Genomic DNA, 16235 nt, shown 5'->3' on the forward strand with positions numbered 1-16235 from the left:
GTGACGTAGCGTCACGCCATGCCGAGGCCACAAGGCAAAAGGCGGTATACCTCTGAGTCATAAATATGACTCAGAGGTATACCGCCTTTGAGACCGGATGCCTCCCGGCCGGGAGGCACCCGGTCGGGACCATGCAGGGCTGTTTCGATACTGCTGGCAGATCTGCCAGCAGAGGGCACGCGGTCAGGCGTCGCGGGTCGGGTCCGGGTGGGCGCGCGGCGGGGCGTAGCGGGGCACGTACTCCTGGCCGGTGAGCTTCTGGATCTCACTCATCAACTCGTCGGTCATCTGCCGCAGCGAGGTGCGGTCGTCCGGTCGGCCGGTGAAGTCCAGCGGCTTGCCGAATCGAACCGTGATCTTGGCAGTGCCCGGCCGGGGCACCCGGGCACCGATCGGCTGCGCCTTGTCCGTGCCGATCATGCCGACCGGGATGATCGGCACGCCGGCCGAGATCGCCAGCCGGGCCGCGCCGGTCCGCCCCCGGTAGAGCTTGCCGTCCGGCGAGCGGGTGCCCTCCGGGTAGACCACCACCAGGTCACCGCCCTTGAGCGCCGGGATCGCCGCGTCGAACGCGGACAGCGCCGCCCGGCCACCGGCCCGCTCGACCGGGATCGCACCGAGGCCGGTGAGGACGAACTTGGAGATCGCACCCTTCACGCCGGTGCCCTTGAAATATTCCGACTTGGCCCAGAACGCCAGGTGCCGGGGCACGACCGTGCCGAGGAACAACTCGTCGGCCACCGAGAGGTGGTTGCCGGCAAAGACCGCGCCACCGATCTCCGGCACGTGTTCCAGCCCCTCCACGGTCGGGCGGAACGCCAACCGCAGCGTGGGCGCCACGGTGAGCTTGCCGATGGTGTAGAGCAGGGGCACTGGTCCTCCGGCAGATCAGGTGCGAACAGGCGGTGTCACGGTAGCGGACGCCTCCACACCTCCCGGACGGAGGTGGTGAGGCGCCCGCACCCTGGCGATGGTCCCTTATACCCGGCGGACGACCACCGTTACCCGCTCACCATCGCCGACCTCGCCAGCGAAGCCCTCCAGGCCCTCGGTGAAGTCCACCGAGTCGGCCAGCACCTCCGCGGATACGAAGTCGACGTACGCGGACACCGCCGCGCGTACCTCGTCGGACGCCGACACCGACACCACGATCCGGTCCGAGACGTCCAGGTCGGCGTCCCGGCGGGCCTGCTGCACCACCCGCACCACGTCGCGGGCCAGCCCCTCGGCGGCCAACTCCGGGGTGACATCGGTGTCCAGCACCACCACGCCCTCGCCGCCGGGCAGCGGCGCGGACTGCTCGGCGTCGGCGGCGACCAGGCGCAGCTCGTACTCACCCTCGGCGAGGGTGACGCCGGCGGCCACCGGGGCGCCGTCGACCAGCTCCCACTCGCCCGCCTTGACCGCCTTGATCACCTGCTGCACCTGCTTGCCGACCCGCGGGCCGAGCGCCCGCGGCACCACCGTCAACACCTGCTCGCAGTACGCGGACAGCTCCGCACTGAACTCCACAGTCTTCACGTTGACCTCGTCGGCGACCAGGTCGGCGAACGGCCGCAGCTGCTCCGCGGCCGGCGAGGCCACTGTCAACTTCGACAGCGGCAGTCGCACCCGCAGCCCCTTGGCCTTGCGCAGCGACAACGCCGCCGAGGCGACCGCCCGCACGTTGTCCATCGCGGCGACCAGGTCGTGGTCAGCCGGGAACTCGCTCGCGTCCGGCCAGTCGGTCAGGTGCACCGAACGTTCCCCGGTCAGGCCACGCCAGATCTCCTCAGCGGTCAGCGGCGCGAGCGGCGCCACCACCCGACAGAGGGTCTCCAGCACCGTCGACAGGGTGTCGAAGGCGTTCGCGTCACCGGACCAGAACCGGTCCCGGGACCGGCGCACGTACCAGTTGGTCAGCGCGTCCAGGTAGGACCGGACGGTGGCGCAGGCACCGGAGATGTCGTACGCGTCCATCTGCGCGCCGACAGTGGACACCAGCTCGTTCGTCTTCGCCAGGACGTACCGGTCGAGCAGGTGTGTGGAGTCGGTGCGCCGCCGCGCCTGGTACCCGTCGGCGTTGGCGTAGAGCGTGAAGAAATACCACACGTTCCACAGCGGCAGCAGCACCTGCCGGACGGCGTCGCGGATGCCCGCCTCGGTGACCGCCATGTCCCCACCGCGCAGCACCGGCGAGGACATCAGCATCCAGCGCATCGCGTCCGAGCCGTACGCGTCGAAGACGTGGTACACGTCCGGGTAGTTGCGCAGGCTCTTGGACATCTTGCGCCCGTCCGAGCCGAGCAGGATGCCGTGGCTCAGGCAGTTGCGGAACGCCGGCCGGTCGAACAGCGCGGTGGCCAGCACGTGCATCGTGTAGAACCAACCGCGGGTCTGCCCGATGTACTCGACGATGAAGTCACCCGGGTAGTGGTGCTCGAACCAGTCGGCGTTCTCGAACGGGTAGTGCACCTGGGCGAACGGCATCGAACCAGACTCGAACCAGCAGTCCAGCACCTCCGGCACCCGGCGCATCATCGACTGCCCGGTCGGGTCGTCCGGGTTGGGGCGGACCAGGTCGTCCACCGCCGGCCGGTGCAGGTCGGTCAGGCGTACGCCGAAGTCCCGCTCGATGTCGGCAAGCGAACCGTAGACGTCCAGGCGCGGGTAGTTCGGGTCGTCGGACTTCCACGCCGGGATCGGCGAGCCCCAGAACCGGTTCCGGCTGATCGACCAGTCACGGGCGTTGGCCAGCCACTTGCCGAACGAGCCGTCCTTGATGTGGCCGGGCGTCCAGTTGATCTCCTGGTTCAGCTCGACCATCCGGTCCCGGAACTGCGTCACCGCGACGAACCACGACGACACCGCCTTGTAGACCAGCGGGGTGTCGCAACGCCAGCAGTGCGGGTACGAGTGGGTGTAGGTGTCCTGCTTGAGCACCACCCCCCGGTCCTTCAGCTCCCGGATCACCGGCTTGTTGACGTCGAAGACCTGCTCACCCTGGTACGGCGGGACCAGCGCGGTGAACCGGGTGTGGTCGTCCACAGTGACGATGGTGGGGATGCCGGCGGCGATGCAGACGTTCTGGTCGTCCTCACCGAAGGCCGGGGCCAGGTGCACGATCCCGGTGCCGTCCTCGGTGGTGACGAACTCCGCGCCGAGCACCTGGTAGGCGTTCTCCCCGGCCTGCTCGACGAGGAAGTCGAACAGCGGCGTGTAGCGGCGTCCGGCCAGGTCCCGGCCGTACACCGTGCCGACCTGCTCGTAGCCTTCCAGCTCCTTGGCGTACGCGGCCAGCCGCGCCGCGCCCACCAGGTAGCGGTCGCCGTCGCGCTCCAGCACCGCGTACTCGATGTCGGGCCCGACGGCGAGCGCCAGGTTCGACGGCAGGGTCCACGGCGTGGTGGTCCAGACGCCCAGCTTGACGGGCCCGCGCACCAGCTCCGGCGCGGACTCGTCGGCGGTCAGCTCGAACCACACCGACAGTGTGGGGTCGTGCCGGTCCCGGTAGACGTCGTCCATCCGGGTCTCGGTGTTCGACAGCGGCGTCTCACAGCGCCAGCAGTACGCCAGCACCCGGAAGCCCTCGTAGATCAGACCCTTGTCGTGCAGGGTCTTGAAGGCCCACATGACGCTTTCCATGTAGTCCAGGTCGAGGGTCTTGTAGTCGTTGGTGAAGTCGACCCAGCGGGCCTGCCGGTTGATGTACCGCTCCCAGTCCTGGGTGAACTCCAGCACCGAGGCACGGCAGGCCTCGTTGAACCGGTCCACGCCCAGGTCGATGATCTCCGCCTTGCTGGTGATGCCGAGCTGCTTCTCGGCCACCACCTCGGCGGGCAGGCCGTGGCAGTCCCAGCCGAAGCGCCGCTCGACGTGCCGGCCGCGCATGGTCTGGTAGCGCGGCACCACGTCCTTGACGTAGCCGGTGAAGAGGTGACCGTAGTGCGGCAGGCCGTTGGCGAACGGCGGGCCGTCGTAGAAGACGTACTCGTTCTTGCCGTCCGTGCCGGCGGGGCGAGCCTCGATGCTGGCCTCGAAGGTCTTGTCGGCCGTCCAGTGCTCCAGCACCCGGCGCTCGACCGCGGGCAGGTCCGGGCTCGCCGGCACACCGGCGGCGGTCGGGTCGTGCAACGGATAGGCCATCGGGGGTCGCTCTCCTCGTGCAGTCACTCAACGTGGGACTGCGAGGACGAACCTTCCCGGGGTACGCCTCAAACGGCGCTCCCGGGTGGCCCGCGGTACCACCCCGCTTGGCGGTCAGGATCGACCGCCCGCTCATTGTCGGCTGTGACGGGCCGCACCCGTCCGGTTCTACTGGGCCGGTTGCCCGGCTGTTCTTCCGGAGGCTCACCGGTGATGGCCGGGTCATCGCCTTACGGTGCCCAACGATACAAGACCCGCCCCCCAACCCGCCGCCGAGTGAAGGCACGCGCCGGCACCCTAGGCTGTCCGGATGATCCGGATCGAATTGGACGAGCCGACGCTGGCCCGCACCCGGATCGCCACCAGCCCGCTCTGGGAGGTGCTGACCAGCCTGTTCGTGCTGCAACGCCATCCGAAAGAGGCGCCCTGGCCGTACACCGCCTGGGCGCGGCACGCACGGCGGGTGCTCGACGAGGTGCCGGCGACCGGGCCGGCCAGGCTGCTGACCATCGGCCTACCCGCACCGGACTTCCTCAGCCCGCTCCCCACGTCGGCCGCGCCGACCCTGGCCGACCAGCTCGCCGAACTGCGCGCGACGCCAGCTGAGGTGATCGCCGAGCAGATCCCCCGCTACTACGACCCGGACGACCTGCCGGGATGGCTCGGCCCGTTCGTCACGGACCGGCGGGCCGCCCTGGACCGGCTCGCCGACGGCATCGAGGCGTATTGGGACGCGGCCATCGCGCCGTGGTGGCCGGCGATGCGGGCGGCGCTGGACGAGGAGGTGCTGCACCGGGCGCGGGCGCTCGCCGCGCACGGTCCGGACGCGTTGCTGGCCGACCTGCACGAGCGGGTGCGCTGGGAGAAGCCGGTGCTGACGCTGGTGAAGCCGTCGGAGCAGCAGTTCACGGCGGTGGACCAGCGGCTCCTGCTGATTCCACTGATCTTCTCGCAGGGAGCACTCATCTGCGCCACCGACCATCCGGAGATCATCGCCGTCTCCTACCAGGCGCGCGGCGCGGTGGTGCTGGCCGAGGGTGGGCCCAGCTCGGCGCCCCGGACGACACCGGCCACGGATCGGCTGGCGGTGCTGGTCGGCCGAGGTCGTGCCCAGGTGCTGCGGGCGCTGACCCGGCCGGCGACCACCGCCGGCCTCGCGGCCACCCTGGGGCTGGCCCCGAGCACCGTCTCGGAGCAGCTCTCCGCGCTGCTCACCGCCGGTGTGGTGCATCGCCGTCGGGTGGGCCGACGGGTGCTGTACGGCCTGGAACCGGCCGGCGTGGCACTGGTGCAGCTCATCGGCGACGAGCCGGCGAGCGCCTCGGCCTGAGCATTCGGCTCGATCCGAATCCGTTTCCCACCCGTCCCGGTCGCTCCTAGCGTGCGAGTCACGAACGAACACGCGATCGAGGCGGTCGGGCTGCGCCGCAGGTAGCGCAGCCGCAGGGGATGGTGGCGACCCAGCGTCGGGAGGCTCAGGCAGTCCGCGGCGTCAACCTGGCGGTTGGCAACGGGGAGCTGTTCGGCCTGCTCGGGCCGAACGGCGCTGGGCACCCTCCAACCCCGGCCCCGACCCGGTTGACCATGAAGTTGTCGCCTCCCTCGTCGGCGTGTCGTGGCAACAACTTCATGATCAACCGAGGGGGTCAGGGGGCCGGGAGGGTCGTGGACCAGAGGGAGGCGCCGTCTCGGTCGCGCAGGTGGACCGTCAGGGCCTCGGACTCACCGTCGATGGTGACCTCACCGAAGTGCTGGAAGCCTCCCGCCGGGCCCGTGTTGGCCACCGGCGGCGCGTGCACGAAGGCCGCCTGCGGCCCGAACGTGCCGTCCAGCGCGTTCGGGCCGAACGCACCAGCGTGCGCCGGGCCGGAGACGAACTCCCAGAACGGGGTGAAGTCGCCGACCGCCGCGCGGGACGGGTCGTAGTGGTGCGCGGCCGAGTAGTGAACGTCGGCGGTCAGGAAGACCATGCCGGTCACCCCGGCCCGGTGGGTGGCCCGCAACACCTCGGCGAACTCCAACTCCCGGCCCGCCGGCGCGCCCGGATCGCCCTGCGCGACACCCTCCTGCGCGCCCGGACCGTCCGGCACCACCACGCCGATCGGAAGGTCGTTGGCGATCACCTTCCAGGTCGCCGTGGAACGCTTCAGCTCCCGGATCAGCCACTCCCGCTGCTGCCGGCCGAGCAGACCACGCTTCGGGTCGGCGTACGTGTTGCCGTCGTTCGGGTCCTTGTGGGTACGCATGTCGAGCACGAACACGTCCAGCGACGGCCCGTACGACAGCCGCCGGTACATCGGCCCGTCGACCGGCACCGGTAGCCACTCGTTGAACGCCTGGCGGGCCCGGGCGGCGAGCACGTCGACCCGCCGCTCGGTGTAGCGCGGGTCGTCCAGGATTTCGCCCGGGTACCAGTTGTTCAGGACCTCGTGGTCGTCCCACTGGTTGATCTGCGGCACCGCCGCGGCGAACTCCCGCAGGTGCTCGTCGAGCAGGTTGTACGCGAACTGCCCGCGGTACTCGGTCAGCGTCTCGGCGACCTTGCTCTTCTCCGGGGTGACCAGGTTGCGCCAGATCCGCCCGTCGGGCAGCGTCACCGACTCGACCAGCGGGCCGTCGGCGTACACCGTGTCGCCGCTGCACAGGAAGAAGTCCGGCCGGGTCTGCCGCATCGCCCGGAAAATCGACATGCCGCCGAAGTTCGGGTCGATCCCCCAGCCCTGCCCGACCACGTCGCCGGTCCAGACGAACTTCACGTCGCGTCGCCGGTGCCGCCCCGGCGCGGTGGTCAGCGTCCCGGCCAGCGGCTCGCTGACCACCCCGTGCCGATCCAGGCTCTCCACCCGCACCCGGTAGTGCAGCCGCTCGGCGTCCGGCAGGCCCCGCAGCCGGACCTTTCCGGTGAAGTCGCCGTTCGGGCCGAGCACCGGGCCGCGCAACTTGCGCGCCCCCCGGAAGTCCGGCCGACGGCTCACCTCGACCAGCATCCGGCCCGGCCGGTCGGCCCGCGTCCAGACCAGCGCCGAGTCCGCGGTCACGTCACCGCTCTGTACGCCGTGGGTGAGCACCGGGCGCGCCGCCGGGCGCCAGGCCGGGGCGGCGTTCGCGCCGGCACCGCCCAGCAGGGCGCCGCCGGCGGCTCCGGCACCGACCATCAGTCCGGTCCGCAGCAGGGTACGTCGATCAAGCTCGGTCATGCTTCCTCCCGATCATGGGTTGACCCCGTGGGTCTATCGGGCGGAGGTGACCGTGAGCGGCGGCCCGGGTGACGCGAACACGAACGCCGGTCGTCGGTCGTTCGGTCGACGTGCCGCCCACCCCGGCCACCTCGGCGACATGAGCGGGATCACAGCCGGTGTTGTCACAACCCGGCCCGGCCCACACGTCGTACCCGCGTCGGACCGATCAGGAGGTAGTCGTGCAACGGATGAACCCGGCCGAGGTCGCACCGCAGGCGTACAAGGCCGTCATGGGGTTGGAGAAGTACGTCCAGACGAACGTCGACCGCACCGTGCTGGAACTGGTCAAGCTGCGGGCGTCGATGATCAACGGGTGCGCGTACTGCGTGGACATGCACAGCCGGGACGCGCTCGCCGGCGGCGAGTCGAGCCAGCGGCTCTTCGCGGTCGCCACCTGGCGGGAGGCGCCCTTCTTCGACGAGCGGGAGCGGGCCGCGCTGGCCCTCACCGACGCGGTCACCCGCCTCGGCGAGCACGGGGTGCCGGACGAGGTGTGGAATGACGCCGCGAAGGTCTGGTCGGAGAAGGAACTGGCCGACCTCGTCATCGCGATTGCCACAATCAACGTGTGGAATCGGATCGGTGTGACGATGCGGCTGGAGCCTCCGGCTCAGGCGTGACCACCGAGGCGGCAGCAGAGGCGGCCGGTGCGCTCGAGGCGCACCGGCCGATGCTGCTTGGGCTCGCGTACCGCCTGCTCGGCAGCCGGCACGACGCGGAGGACGTGCTCCAGGAGGCGTACCTGCGCTGGCTGGGTGTGGACCGGGCCCGGGTCGAGGAGCCGCGACGGTACCTGTCCAGGGTGGTCACCCGGCTGGCCCTGGACCGGCTGCGTGCCCGACAGGCGGCCCGCGAGACGTACGTCGGGACATGGCTGCCCGAGCCGGTGCCGACCGCGCCCTCGCCGTTCGGGCCGTTGGACCGGGTGGAGCTACGCGACTCGCTCTCCACCGCGTTGCTGCACGTCCTGGAGCGGCTCACCCCGCCGGAGCGGGCGGTGTACGTCCTGCACACGGCCTTCGACCTGCCGTACGCGGAGATCGCCGAGATCCTGGACCGGTCCGTCGCCGACTGTCGGCAGCTGTACCACCGGGCGACCGCGCGGGTACGACACGAGCAGCGTCGGTTCACCGCCAGCCGCCCGGAGCGGGAGCGGCTGCTGGACGCGTTCCTCGCCGCCGCCCGCGACGGTGACCTGGCGAGGCTCACCGACCTGGTGGCCGCCGACGCCACCGCGTGGAACGACGGCGGCGGTCGGGCGCGGGCCGCCCTCAACCCGGTCACCGGCGCGGACCGGATAGCCCGATTCTACGCCGGGGTCTACGGCCCGCGTCACCGGGTGGTGATGGATCCGGTCGAGCTCAACGGGGAGCCGGCGATGCTGATCACCCGCGCGGACGGCAGTCGGTACACGCTGACCATCGCCGCGGCCGACGGACGGATCACCGGGATCTACGTGGTCGGCAACCCGGCGAAGGTGCCGGCGCTCGGCTGAACCCGGGCGTCGTCGGTCGGCCCCCGGGCCGGTGGGCGTCAGCCCAGCTCGGGGAACCAGAGCGCGATCTCGCGCTTGGCGCTGTCCGTCGAGTCGGAGGCGTGCACCAGGTTCTCCCGGTTGGACAGCGACAGGTCACCCCGGATGGTGCCGGCCGCGGCCTTGCGTCCGTCGGTGGCGCCGACCAGCCCGCGGACCACGTCGATGACCTGGTCGCCGGAGAGCACCAGGGCGACCAGGGGGCCGCCGGTCATGAAGTCCTTCAGCGGCGGGTAGAACGCCTTGTCGACGTGCTCGGCGTAGTGCTCGTCGGCGAGCGCGGCATCCATCGTCCGGTGCACCATCGCGTCGATCCGCAGCCCCTTGCGCTCGAAGCGGGAGAGGACCTCGCCGACCAGGCCGCGGCGAACCGCGTCGGGCTTGATCAGAACGAGGCTGCGCTCATCCGGGCTGTTGCTGGACACGCTGGGTTCCTCCTGTACGCGCAGAACGCTTGGGATCGGTACGGTCAGCCTAGCGACCCGGTCCCGGTGCCGGCGCGGCGGCCGGTCTTTCCCCCGGTGGCCGATCCGGCCTAGCCTGGTCCTGACCCCGGGAGGTCCACTGTGGCGAATGGCGGGAACCGACCCATCGCGCCGGTACGCAAGCTGATCGGCGCGGTGCTGGGCACCGTGGCCACGTTCGTCGTCCTGTTCGGGCTCGGCATGACGAGTTGGGCCATCGTGGCTCTCGGGGTCGCCCTGCTGGTGCTGGCGATCGCGCTGGCGACCGTACGCGGCGGCGGTCGCACGTGGGTCGTCGGCGTCGGGCACGTGCACAGCGCCTCCGAACCACCCACCCAGTACGCGTTCGGCCGCTGCGAACTGCAACTGGTGATTGACGCCCCTGGTCTGCCGCCGCGCTCCAAGAAGATCATTGAGCCGAGGGTGCCGGTCTCCAAGTGGCCGTCGCTGGGCCAGACCCTGCCGATCCGGGTCGCGTTGGACGACCAGCGGCACGTCAAGGTCCTCTGGGACGAGGTGCCGACCCATGCCGAGACCGCCGCTGCCGTCGCCGATCTTCCGCCGGAGTTCGCCGACGCGGAGGCGATGGACGAGCTGTTGATCCAGCAGGACGCGCCGCCGTGGGCCGACCGCGCACCCGACGACGACTTCCGCGACGACTTCCGCGACCCGGTCGGTGACCCGTTCCGGGACCCGGTCGGTGACCCGTTCCGCGACCCGCTCGGTGACCCGCTGCGCACCGACCCTTCGCGGGACGAACTCCGGCGCGACGATCCGGGCGTCATGCCCGAGGAGCGCGAGCCCGTGGTGATGCACCAGAGCCCGGGTGGCCCGGTGGTGTTGGAGGGCGTCGTCGTCGAGCCGCAGTCCGGTGGGCTGCCCCGACGGGCGACCACTCCGGCACCGCGCCCGCCCGCCGAGGAGCGCTTCGACGAGCCCGCCGCCGACCGGTTCGACGCCTCGGAGGAGGGCGGCACGACCGCCCCACCCGCCGAGGACCCCGTCGACCCGCCCAGCGCGCAGCGCTTCGAGCAAGCCGGCGCACAGCGCTTCGACCCACCGCCCGCGCAGCGGTCCGGCCCGGGCGGGGCCGACCCGCTGGACCCACTCGATCTTCCGCTGGACGACCCCTCCCCGGCCGGGGCCGCACGCACGACCGTGACCGACGAGGAACTGGACCAGGCGATCTTCGGGTTCGACGCCGGCTCGGGCGCGGACCCAGCCGGGCCGATCAGCGGGGTGGGCCTCACCCTGCTGGTCACCGACCTGCCCCGGTCGCTCAATTTCTACCGCGACGTGCTCGGCTTCAGCGAGGTCGACCAGGGTGCCCACAACGCCGTCCTGGCCTCCGGGTCGACCCGGATCGTCCTGCGCGAGGTGACCGGGGCGGCACCCATCAGCCGCCGACTCGTACACGTCAACCTTGAGGTGAGCGACATCGAGGCGGCGTACGAACGGTTGCGCGAGTCGGGGGTCCGCTTCACGTACGCGCCCCGGGTGGTCAACCGGGGCACCAAGCTGGAGGGATGGGCTGCGGCCTTCCGCGACCCGGATGGCCACGGCGTCGCCCTCACCCAGTGGCGCGAACGCGCCGACGCCTGACCCGGCCCGCCTTCGGACGGCGCCGGCCGGGCCGGGCGTCAGCCGAGAATGACGCGGCGAACGTGCAACGCGTACGCCCAGACCAGGGCGAAGATGATGCCCAGCCCGAGCAGCGACCAGTGCAGCAGACCGCCCAGCAACAGCAGGCCCTGAAGCACGGTGCCGGCGTTCCAGGCCCACTGCCGACGCATCATGCCGGCGAGCACCACGGCGGCCACCGCCAGTGCCACCACCGCACCGATCGCGGCGCCGCCGAGGTCACCGCCGACCACCCGGATCGGCTGGATCGCCAGCAACAGCACCAGCGCCTCCAGGCTGAGCGTGCCAGCGCCGAGACCGCGTACCGCCCGCTCCGGGTTGCGCAACCCGGAGCGTCGCGGCTGCCCGGCCGTGGGCTCCTCCCCCACCGGCTGCTCGACCGGCGGGCCGGTCGGGTCCTCGGTGGGGTGCGGGTCCCGCTCCGGGCTGGTCATCGCTTCAGCAGCCGGCGCGCGTCGGCGACCGTCACCACGGACCCGGTGACCAGCACCCCGACGCCGCTCAGCTCACCGGGGACGTCCTCCTCGGCCATCGCCACCGCCAACTCGATGGCGTCCGGCATCTCCTCGGCCGAGGCCACCCGCTCCTCGCCGAAGATCTCGGCGGCCAGCGCGCCGAGTTCCTCCGTCGGCATCGCCCGTGGCGAGCTGTTGCGGGTGACCACCACCTGGTCGACGACCGGCTCCAGCAACTCCAGCAGCGCTTCGGCGTCCTTGTCGGCCAGTACGCCGATCACGGCCACCAGCTTGCTGAACGCGAACTCCTCCTGGAGCGCGGTGACGGTGGCCTTCATGCCGTGCGGGTTGTGCGCGCCGTCCAACAGGATGGTCGGGGCGTTACGGACCCGCTCCAGCCGACCCGGGGAGCTGGTCGAGGCGAAGCCCTCCCGGACCGCCTCGATGTCCAGCTGACGTCGAGCCCCCGCACCCAGGAACGCCTCCACGGCGGCGAGCGCCATTGCCGCGTTCTGCGCCTGGTGGGCACCGTGCAGCGGAATGAACACGTCGTCGTACACGCCACCCAGCCCCTGGAGGGTGAGCACCTGGCCCCCGACCGCCACCGCCCGACCCAACACGCCGAACTCGCCGCCCTCCCGGGCGAGCGTGGCCCCGACCTCGGCGCAGCGTTCGAGGAGGGGACCAGCGGCCTCCTCCTCCTGGGCCGCCGAGATCACGGTGGCCCCCGGGTGGATGATGCCGGCCTTGGCCAGCGCGATGTCCTGCAGCGTGTCACCGAGCCACTCGGTGTGGTCCAGGCCGATCGGGGTGATCACGCAGACCCCCGCCTGGAGAACGTTCGTGGCGTCCTCGGCACCACCGAGGCCGACCTCGACCACCGCGATGTCGACCGGCGCGTCGGCGAACGTGGCGAACGCCAGCGCGGTGGTCATGTCGAAGTACGTCAGCGGCTCGTCCGACCGCGCGTCGACCAGCTCGGCCAGCGGCTTGATCTCCCGGTACACCGACGCGAACCGTTCCTCGCTGACCGGCTCCCCGTCCAGGCTGATCCGCTCCCGGACGGTCTCCAGGTGCGGGCTGGTGTACCGCCCGGTGTGCAGCCCGTGCGCCCGCAGCAGCGAGTCGATCATCCGCGCGGTGGAGGTCTTGCCGTTGGTGCCGGTCAGGTGGATCGCCGGGTACGCCCGCTGCGGGCTGCCGAGCAGGTCGAGCAGTGACTCGATCCGGTCCAGCTCGAAGACCATGCGGGTGAAACCGCGGGCGTTCAGCTCGGCTTCGACGGCGGCGAATTCGTTACGGTCGGTCACGAGGGCAGTGTCTCCAGAGCAGCGTCGATCCGGACCAGGTCGGCCTCGGCGGTGGCGAGCCGGTCGCGGATCTTCGCGACCACCGGCTCGGGGGCCTTGCCGATGAAGGCAGGGTTGTCGAGCTTCGCCCGGGCCTGCGCGACCTCCTTCTCGGCTGCCGCGCGGTCCTTCGTCAGCCGGGCCCGCTCGGCGGCCACGTCGATCGACCCCCGGGTGTCCAACGCGACACCTACCGCGCCGGGCATGGCCAACGTGGCGCTGGCCTGGAAGTCGTCACCGGCCGGGTCCAACCGGACCAGCGAACGGATCAGCGGCTCGTGGGCAGCGATACCCGCACGGGACAGCCCGTCCAGGCGGGCAGCCACCCGCTGCGTGGGGCGCAGCCCCTGGTCGGAACGGAACCGGCGGATCTCGGTGACCACCCGCTGCACGCCGACCAGCTCGGCCTCGGCGGCGTCGTCGACCAGCGACCGGTCGGCCACCGGCCAGGCCGCGGCCTGCACCGTCTCGCCGCCGGTCAGCGCGAGCCACAGCTCCTCGGTGACGAACGGGATGACCGGGTGCAGCAGCCGCAGCAGCTGGTCGAGCACGTGCCCGAGCACCCGGCGGCTGGCCTCCGCGCGCTCACCGCCCTCGGCGAGCACCGGCTTGCTCAGCTCGACGTACCAGTCACAGACGTCGTCCCAGGCGAAGTGGTACAGCAGGTCACACACCTTGGCGAACTCGTACGCCTCGAACTGCTCGTCGACCTCGGCGGTGACGTGCGCCAACCGGGACAGGATCCACCGGTCGACGGTGGAGAGCTGCTCGGTGGGAGGCAGGTCGCCAGTGGTGTGCGCACCGTTCATCAGGGCGAACCGGGTGGCGTTCCAGAGCTTGTTGCAGAAGTTGCGGGAGCCCTGGCACCACTCCTCGCTGACCGGGACGTCCTGGCCGGGGTTCGCGCCCCGCGCCAGGGTGAACCGGGTGGCGTCGGCGCCGTACCGGTCGATCCAGTCGAGCGGGTCGACCACGTTGCCGAACGACTTCGACATCTTCTTGCCGAACTGGTCACGGACCATGCCGTGCAGCGCGACCACGTCGAAGGGCGGCCGGCCGTCCATCGCGTAGAGGCCGAACATCATCATCCGGGCGACCCAGAAGAACAGGATGTCGTACCCGGTGACCAGCACGCTGGTCGGGTAGAACTTCGCCAGGTCCGGGGTCTGCTCGGGCCAGCCCAGGGTGGAAAACGGCCACAGGCCGCTGGAGAACCAGGTGTCCAGGACGTCCTCGTCCTGGTGCCAGCCCTCGCCGGTCGGCGGCGCCTCGTCGGGGCCGACGCAGATGATCTCACCCGCCGGGCTGTACCAGACCGGGATGCGGTGCCCCCACCACAGCTGCCGGGAGATGCACCAGTCGTGCATGTTGTCGACCCAGGCGAAGTAGCGCTTGGCCAGCTCGGCCGGCTCGATGCGGACCCGGCCGTCGCGCACCGCGTCACCCGCGGCCTGGGCCAGCGGGGCGGTGTTGACGAACCACTGCAGCGACAGCCGCGGCTCGACCGTGGTCTTGCACCGCGAGCAGTGCCCGACCGCGTGCACGTACGGGCGCTTCTCGGCGACGATCCGGCCCTGCTCCCGCAGCGCCGCCACGATCGCCGGTCGCGCCTCGAACCGGTCCAACCCCTCGAACGGGCCGGGCACGGTGATCACACCGCGCTCGTCCATCACGGTCAGCGCGGGCAGGTCGTGCCGCTGGCCGATCTCGAAGTCGTTCGGGTCGTGCGCCGGCGTCACCTTGACCATGCCGGTGCCGAAGGACGGGTCGACGTGCGCGTCGGCGACGATCGGGATCCGGCGGCCGGTCAGCGGCAGCTCGACCTCGGTGCCGATCAGGTGCTGGTAGCGCTCGTCGTCGGGGTGCACCGCCACGGCGGTGTCGCCGAGCATCGTCTCGGCCCGGGTGGTGGCCACCACGACCTCGTCGCTGTAGCGGATCGAGATCAGCTCGCCGTCGTCCTCGGTGTGCTCGACCTCGATGTCGGAGAGCGCCGTGAGGCAGCGCGGACACCAGTTGATGATCCGGTTGGCGCGGTAGATGAGGCCATCGTCGAAGAGCTTCTTGAAGATCGTCTGGACGGCACGGGTCAGCCCCTCGTCCATCGTGAAGCGCTCACGGTCCCAGTCGACGGAGTCGCCGAGGCGGCGCATCTGGCCGAGGATGGCGCCACCGGACTCGGCCTTCCACTGCCAGACCCGCTCGACGAACTTCTCCCGGCCGAGATCGTGCCGGGAAAGCCCTTCGGCGGCGAGCTGACGCTCGACCAGGTTCTGGGTGGCGATGCCGGCGTGGTCCATGCCCGGCAGCCACAGCGCCTCGAAGCCCTGCATCCGCTTACGCCGGGTCAACGCGTCCATCAGCGTGTGCTCGAACGCGTGGCCCATGTGCAGCGAGCCGGTGACGTTCGGCGGCGGGATGACGATGGTGAAGGGGGGCTTGTCGCTGTCGGCGGAGGCCCGGAAGTGCCCGCCGGCTACCCACTGCTCGTACCGTCGCTGCTCTACCTCACCGGGCTGGTACTGGCCGGCAAGGGTCGGGGCGTCGGGGCGTCGGGCATCCAGTCTCTCGGTCACCGGACAAGTCTACGGAGGGCTTCCGCAGACCCGACGTGCGCCACCTGCCGTTCGCGTACGGTGTCGGCTATGTCCGACGCACATCTCACCGAGCAGTCGCGCGACGGCGGCCGCGAGCCGGTTGAGCTTTCCGAAGAGCCGATCCAGCTGAGCACCCGGGACTCCGGAGGCGACCCCGACGAGCGGTCCAGCGGCTGGTCACGCCGCCGCAAGATCGGTTGGACGGTCGCACTGGTGGTCGGTCTCGCCGGTGCCGGCGTGCTTGGTGTCGGTGGGTGGCGGGTGGCGCAGCAGAAGGACACCCAACTGGCGTCACCCGATCGGGTGGCGGGTCTGACCCGCGACGACAGCGAGCGGGCGAAAAGCACGGCCGACTATCTGCGCAGCGGCCTGGCGGCGAACATCGAACTGGACCGAAGTTTCGGCACTGTCTACCGCGACCCCGCCGACGACAAGCGCTCGGTGCTCATCTTCGGGGGCACCACCCTGCTCTGGCAGCCGGAACGGGACCTGGACAGCCTCTTCCGCCTGATGTCGGACGAGACCGGTGCGGTGAACGGTCTAAGGGACCTCCCCGCGGGTGATCTCGGCGGGGTGCTGAAGTGTGGCAGCACCAGCGGCGAGGGCGGGGACTTCGCGGTGTGCGGCTGGGCCGACCACGGCAGTGTGGTGATGGCGATGTTCCCGGGCCGGTCGGTCAGCGACGCAGGCGGCCTGCTGCGCAACCTCCGCGACGGCATGCAGACCCGAGACTGACCGGCACCGCCGATCCGTAGGCCGCAAGATCGCGCAACATCCCGGTTGTAGTGGTGTCCGCACGTCGTGAGGCCACTACATCCAGGATCGAGCGTG

The 16235-nt window shown here is 71.0% G+C and carries 12 protein-coding genes; 5 read left to right on the plus strand and 7 right to left on the minus strand.

Features of this window, described 5'->3' with window-relative positions; all coding sequences use genetic code 11:
- Positions 1 to 183 precede the first annotated feature (183 nt).
- Positions 184 to 873, minus strand: coding sequence for a lysophospholipid acyltransferase family protein (locus GUI43_RS19715; protein ID WP_091409949.1), 690 nt, complete (start codon positions 871 to 873; stop codon positions 184 to 186).
- Between the two features lie 105 nt (positions 874 to 978).
- Entirely contained in the window at positions 979 to 4125 is a 3147-nt protein-coding gene (ileS, locus tag GUI43_RS19720; protein ID WP_112699478.1) for an isoleucine--tRNA ligase, read from the minus strand.
- Positions 4126 to 4435: 310 nt separating this feature from the next.
- Here ileS and GUI43_RS19730 point away from each other — a divergent pair, with 310 nt between their 5' ends.
- The gene (locus GUI43_RS19730; protein WP_112699479.1) at positions 4436 to 5455 is read left to right on the plus strand and encodes an ArsR family transcriptional regulator; all 1020 of its coding nucleotides are present in this window, start codon (positions 4436 to 4438) and stop codon (positions 5453 to 5455) included.
- A 316-nt stretch (positions 5456 to 5771) separates the two neighbouring features.
- On the opposite strand, the gene GUI43_RS19740 is transcribed toward GUI43_RS19730, so the two are convergent.
- Positions 5772 to 7322 carry an alkaline phosphatase D family protein gene (locus GUI43_RS19740; RefSeq protein WP_112604348.1) on the minus strand — a complete coding sequence of 517 codons (1551 nt, stop codon included), beginning with the start codon at positions 7320 to 7322 and terminating at the stop codon, positions 5772 to 5774.
- A 230-nt stretch (positions 7323 to 7552) separates the two neighbouring features.
- On the opposite strand from GUI43_RS19740, the gene GUI43_RS19745 reads away from it, so the two are divergent.
- Positions 7553 to 7984 carry a carboxymuconolactone decarboxylase family protein gene (locus GUI43_RS19745; RefSeq protein WP_208646735.1) on the plus strand — a complete coding sequence of 144 codons (432 nt, stop codon included), beginning with the start codon at positions 7553 to 7555 and terminating at the stop codon, positions 7982 to 7984.
- The gene (gene sigJ, locus GUI43_RS19750; RefSeq protein WP_112604350.1) at positions 7981 to 8859 is read left to right on the plus strand and encodes an RNA polymerase sigma factor SigJ; all 879 of its coding nucleotides are present in this window, start codon (positions 7981 to 7983) and stop codon (positions 8857 to 8859) included. Before GUI43_RS19745 ends, sigJ begins: the two co-directional genes overlap by 4 nt.
- A 38-nt stretch (positions 8860 to 8897) precedes the next feature.
- Here sigJ and ndk read toward each other — a convergent pair whose 3' ends face one another.
- Complete coding sequence (gene ndk, locus GUI43_RS19755; protein ID WP_091409968.1) at positions 8898 to 9323, minus strand: nucleoside-diphosphate kinase; 426 nt, start codon at positions 9321 to 9323, stop codon at positions 8898 to 8900.
- A 141-nt stretch (positions 9324 to 9464) separates the two neighbouring features.
- Between ndk and GUI43_RS19760 the strand changes: the two genes are divergently transcribed.
- On the plus strand, positions 9465 to 10964 hold the full coding sequence (locus tag GUI43_RS19760) for a VOC family protein (RefSeq protein WP_112699480.1): 1500 nt from the start codon (positions 9465 to 9467) through the stop codon (positions 10962 to 10964).
- A gap of 38 nt (positions 10965 to 11002) precedes the next feature.
- On the opposite strand, the gene GUI43_RS19765 is transcribed toward GUI43_RS19760, so the two are convergent.
- Genes GUI43_RS19765 through GUI43_RS19775 form a run of 3 tightly spaced genes read right to left on the minus strand, consistent with a single transcriptional unit; the run spans position 11003 to position 15383 of the window.
- Complete coding sequence (locus tag GUI43_RS19765) at positions 11003 to 11437, minus strand: DUF4233 domain-containing protein (RefSeq protein ID WP_112586022.1); 435 nt, start codon at positions 11435 to 11437, stop codon at positions 11003 to 11005.
- Complete coding sequence (locus GUI43_RS19770) at positions 11434 to 12768, minus strand: bifunctional folylpolyglutamate synthase/dihydrofolate synthase (RefSeq protein ID WP_112586024.1); 1335 nt, start codon at positions 12766 to 12768, stop codon at positions 11434 to 11436. Before GUI43_RS19770 ends, GUI43_RS19765 begins: the two co-directional genes overlap by 4 nt.
- The gene (locus GUI43_RS19775) at positions 12765 to 15383 is read right to left on the minus strand and encodes a valine--tRNA ligase (RefSeq protein ID WP_112699481.1); all 2619 of its coding nucleotides are present in this window, start codon (positions 15381 to 15383) and stop codon (positions 12765 to 12767) included. The genes GUI43_RS19770 and GUI43_RS19775 overlap by 4 nt, the downstream gene beginning before the upstream one ends.
- A gap of 69 nt (positions 15384 to 15452) precedes the next feature.
- Between GUI43_RS19775 and GUI43_RS19780 the strand changes: the two genes are divergently transcribed.
- The gene (locus GUI43_RS19780) at positions 15453 to 16139 is read left to right on the plus strand and encodes a hypothetical protein (RefSeq protein WP_112586028.1); all 687 of its coding nucleotides are present in this window, start codon (positions 15453 to 15455) and stop codon (positions 16137 to 16139) included.
- Positions 16140 to 16235: the final 96 nt, after the last annotated feature.

The sequence above is a fragment of the Micromonospora noduli genome (assembly GCF_003264365.1).
In the GTDB taxonomy this organism is placed as follows: domain Bacteria; phylum Actinomycetota; class Actinomycetes; order Mycobacteriales; family Micromonosporaceae; genus Micromonospora; species Micromonospora noduli.